Origin of the sequence: Mesorhizobium sp. M2A.F.Ca.ET.037.01.1.1 (assembly GCF_003998075.1) — a bacterium.
Classification (GTDB): Bacteria; Pseudomonadota; Alphaproteobacteria; order Rhizobiales; family Rhizobiaceae; genus Mesorhizobium.
The window spans coordinates 1-4,053 of the sequence record NZ_RZSA01000622.1 but is presented as its reverse complement, the minus strand read 5'-3'; the positions used below and the strand labels follow the sequence as shown (position 1 = coordinate 4,053).

Below are 4,053 nucleotides of genomic sequence, written 5' to 3'. Positions count from 1 at the left end.
GGTCGTGAGTGACCCGGCATGCTCATGCATATCTGACTCGCGACTGTCTAGCCAGCGAAGCAACACAATGATTTTCAGTTATTGAATTTTGGTTACACGAAGATGCATCTCATCGAAAAATTGTGAGCGAATCTGTCACTTTCGAAGTGAAGGCCCGGCGCACAGATTTTCGCGTGGCTTCTATCACCCGATGATCCATCCATTCGCGGCATAAGCTTATATCGTAATGTGAGCAGAGTGCTCACAATAGAGAACCAGCCGCTGAACACCGGCTTCATCTTGTCCAGCGAAAACATCTACAGATGAATCGGCCACGCGAGGCGGTCAAAGCTTACGCGTTTGAAAGCGAGCTTAAAGCTCATATTCCAGTTCCACCGGCGATCTCTGCCGGCTTGCGTCCGCCCTGCAGGCGGCGCGCCGGTTCGACCCGGTGCAGGTGCACGGCGTAGGTGTCCCAGGGCGGCGAGACCGCGATCCCGGCCAACATTCGGCCGACCTCGCCGCGATGATAGCCGCCGTGCAGGACGACATGGGTCAGCATCTCCTGCCTCGTCATGCAGCCCTTGTCGCCATCGGTGAAGGTGAAGGCGATCGGCTCGGCAAGTGCCTGCTCCGAAATGGTTTCGAGATGGTCGAGATACCAGCGATCGACCTCGACGAGGTTGGCGCGCAGCACGTGCGGCTCGGGCGTGTCCGGCGCATTGTCGCCCGCATAGCCGTGGGCCACGCCCTCCAGATGCGCGGCAAAGATCCGCGACACGACATGGATATGGTTCATCAGGCGGATCGCGGCGTGTCGCTCTGCCGCGCCGCGGGAGGGATCCAATCCGGCAAGCGTCTCCAAGAGCTCGTCATTCGCCCAGGCCTGATAGGCAAGCAGGCCCTTCAGCAAGGTCTTGGCGCTCATCTTCGTGGCTCCATTTGCGTTGGCGAAATGAATGTGAGTATCCTCTTCATATTCTCGGGAGACGGGCCAGCATGTCTACTCGCATTGCAAAGCCGGCCGCGCGCATGCGCAAGCAGCCGCGCCAGGCGCGTTCGATCGCCACCGTCGAGGCGATCATCGAAGCCGGTGCTCACGTTCTGAGCGAGCTCGGCTGGGCCGGCTTCTCCACCAACAAGGTGGCCGAGGCCGCGGGCGTCAGCATCGGCTCGCTCTATCAGTATTTTCCCGACAAGCTCGCTCTGGTCGAAGCGATCCGGCGCCGTCACTTCGATCATGTGCTGTCGGTGATTCGCGAAGCGTCGGCGGAGGAGAAGCCGCTCAGGCAATTCGCGCGCGAGCTGGTGCGCGGCATGATCGGCGCGCACTCGATCCATCCGACGCTGCACCAGGTGCTGCTCGACGAGGCGCCGGGCGACCGCGGCTCACGCGCCGCGCATGCCTCGTTCCAGGCGCGCTATCTCGAACATTACGCCGCGGCCGTCGCGCAGTACCGCAAGCGCCGCAAGGACACTGAGACGATGGCGCGCGTGCTCTCCTCGGCGGTCGAGGGCGTGATCCACAACGCGGCACGGCGCAACATGCTCGACGCGCCGGAACTGCAGAAGCAGCTCGTCGAGCTGATCTCGGCCTATCTGTCAGGTAGCCGGGCTATCTAACCTGTCGGGCGGCAAGGCAGCCGGGGACGGCGCCAGTGGACGAGGCCTGCGGTGGCTCGCGTACCGCTACGCCGCTTCGCACGGTCGCCGGCAAATAATTCGCATCGCCTGTCGATTCCGCCGATCCCCGTTCGTCGTATCATTGCAACCAAACAACGAAGGACGACACACCGATGCGTTTCATGATGCTGATGATCCCCGGCGGCTACGCGACCGCGGCTCCCGACGTCAGGCCCGAAGCGGAAGCCGTGGCGACGATGATGAAATACAATGAAGAGCTAAAGCGCGCCGGCGTGCTGCTCGCGCTCGACGGGCTGCATCCGCCGTCCTCGGGCGCACGGGTCTCCTTCAAGGGGGCCAAGCCCACCGTTACCGACGGCCCGTTCGCGGAGGTCAAGGAAGTGCTCGGCGGCTATTGGATGATCGACGTGCGCTCGCCCGAGGAAGCCGTGGAATGGGCGCGGCGCTGTCCGGCCGGAGAAAACGACGTCATCGAAATCCGGCGCGTTTTTGAGATGAACGATTTTCCCGAGGACGTCCAGAAGGCCGCCGAAGGGTTCGGCGAGCTGAAGGGTTGATCGCCACGGCGGCGATCGAAGCGGTCTGGCGGATAGAGCAACCAAAGCTAGCCGCCGGGCTCACCCGCTTTTTGCGCGATGTCGGGCTGGCCGAAGAGGTGGTGCAGGATGCTTTCGTGCTGGCGCTGGAACGCTGGCCTGGGGAAGGCATTCCACACAATCCGGCCGCCTGGCTGACCCGGGTCGCCACCAACCGGGCGCTCGACCGGCTGCGCCGAACCGTGCTGATCGACGGCAAGCATCGCCAGTTGGCCGTCGACCTCGCCGAGCTGGAGCGCGAGATGCCCGACATCGAGGCGGCGCTGGACGAGGACATAGACGACGATCTGTTGCGGCTGATCTTCACCGCCTGCCATCCAGTGCTGGCGCCCGAACAGCGCGCGGCGCTTGCGCTCAGGATGCTCGGCGGCCTGTCGACGCCTCAGATCGCACGCGCCTTCCTGGCGCCGGAGGCGACCGTCGCCCAGCGTATCGTGCGCGCCAAAAGAACGCTGCGCGAAGCCGGCATTGCCTTCGAGATGCCGCGCGGGCAGGAGCGGCGCGAGCGCCTCGGCGCCGTGCTGGAGGTGATCTACCTGATCTTCAACGAAGGCTACGTCGCTTCCGCTGGACCGGACTGGCTGCGCACGGATCTCTGCGGCGAGGCCATGCGCCTCGGCCGTCTGCTGGCGGCCCTGGTGCCGCAGGAGCCCGAGACGCTCGGCCTGGTGGCCCTGATGGAGCTCAGCGCGTCGCGCTTTGGCGCCCGCATCGACGCAGCGGGCAACCCGGTCCTTCTGCTCGACCAGGACCGCAGCCGCTGGGACTGGTCGCTGATCCGGCGCGGCCTCGATGGGTTGAACCGCGCGATGGCGCTGACGCCGACACCTGGCCCCTATCAGCTGCAAGCGATGATCGCCGCCTGCCATGCACGCGCCGTGAGCGCGGCCGACACCGACTGGATCGCCATCGCGGCATACTACCAGGCGCTTGCGCTTGCAGCGCCCTCGCCCATCGTCGAGGTCAACCGGGCGGTCGCTGCCGGCATGGCGTTCGGACCGCCGCAAGGGTTGGCGATTACCGACGCGCTGCGGGACGAACCTCGGCTCAAGGATACGCATTTGTTGCCCACGGTGCGCGGCGATCTTCTGGCGAAGCTCGGACGGATAGACGAAGCCCGCGCCGAATTCCGCCGCGCCGCCGGGTTGGCCGGCAATGAGCGGGAACGGGCGCTGTTGCTTGCGCGGGCTGGTCGTGGAGAAGCCAACTCAGGATAGGCCGGCGGGACAGCGCCTACCTCAGCTGTCTATCGCCTGCCATTGAACCGGCGTCTCTCAGCGCGTGGCGACCACGGCCACGCCGGCGCCGATCATCACGCCACCGGCGGCGCGGTTGACGCGGCGCACGATCGCTGGTGTGCGCAAGAGGCCGCGGGCTCGGCCGGCGAGCAGGACATGTCCGCCGATGACCACGGCCTCGACGATCAGGATCACCGTCACCAACACGCCAAGATCGCCTGTGTTGAGCGACGCGCCGACCACATTGGGCAGCAACGCGACATAGAACAGCGGCATCTTCGGATTGCCGAGGTTGAGCGCGATGCCGGCGGCGAAGGTCGCCAGCAAGCCGCGCCGGTTCGATACCGGCTGCGATGCCGGGACCACGGGAATGGCGGTCCACAACCTGATGCCAATCCAGATCAGATAGGCCGCACCGCCATAGCGAAGCACAGTCATGACGACCGCCATCTTGGCGGCGAGGATCGACAGACCGAAGGTGGCGAGCACCAGAAAGATGAGGATACCGACCACCGTCCCGGCCCCATAGGCGATGCCCGACGCGGCGCCGCTGGAGATCGTGCGGGCGACGATCGTCATATTGTCGGGACCCGGAC

5 protein-coding genes are annotated in these 4,053 nt (G+C 65.1%); 3 read left to right on the top strand and 2 right to left on the bottom strand.

The window, feature by feature from the left end; translation table 11 throughout:
* Window positions 1–358 precede the first annotated feature (358 nt).
* Window positions 359–907, bottom strand: a complete 549-nt coding sequence (locus EOA27_RS25595; RefSeq protein ID WP_126078206.1) for a DinB family protein — start codon at window positions 905–907, stop codon at window positions 359–361.
* Window positions 908–1,011: 104 nt separating this feature from the next.
* Between EOA27_RS25595 and EOA27_RS25590 the strand changes: the two genes are divergently transcribed.
* The 3 genes from EOA27_RS25590 (at window position 1,012) to EOA27_RS25580 (ending at window position 3,436) form a co-directional block, all read left to right on the top strand.
* A complete protein-coding gene (locus tag EOA27_RS25590) occupies window positions 1,012–1,602 on the top strand; it encodes a TetR/AcrR family transcriptional regulator (protein ID WP_126083454.1) in 591 nt (196 codons plus the stop codon).
* 173 nt (window positions 1,603–1,775) lie between these two features.
* Entirely contained in the window at window positions 1,776–2,180 is a 405-nt protein-coding gene (locus tag EOA27_RS25585) for a YciI family protein (protein WP_126078207.1), read from the top strand.
* Window positions 2,177–3,436 carry an RNA polymerase sigma factor gene (locus tag EOA27_RS25580; RefSeq protein WP_126078208.1) on the top strand — a complete coding sequence of 420 codons (1,260 nt, stop codon included), beginning with the start codon at window positions 2,177–2,179 and terminating at the stop codon, window positions 3,434–3,436. Before EOA27_RS25585 ends, EOA27_RS25580 begins: the two co-directional genes overlap by 4 nt.
* Window positions 3,437–3,493: 57 nt before the next feature.
* On the opposite strand, the gene EOA27_RS25575 is transcribed toward EOA27_RS25580, so the two are convergent.
* On the bottom strand, window positions 3,494–4,053 hold a 560-nt coding region (locus EOA27_RS25575), incomplete at its 5' end, for a LysE family translocator (protein WP_145970525.1).

Excerpts from the sequence above, each read along its gene's own strand:
- EOA27_RS25595 (WP_126078206.1), bottom strand. The coding sequence starts at position 907 with ATGAGCGCCAAGACCTTGCTGAAGGGCCTGCTTGCCTATCAGGCCTGG.
- EOA27_RS25590 (WP_126083454.1), top strand. The coding sequence starts at position 1,012 with ATGCGCAAGCAGCCGCGCCAGGCGCGTTCGATCGCCACCGTCGAGGCG.
- EOA27_RS25585 (WP_126078207.1), top strand. The coding sequence starts at position 1,776 with ATGCGTTTCATGATGCTGATGATCCCCGGCGGCTACGCGACCGCGGCT.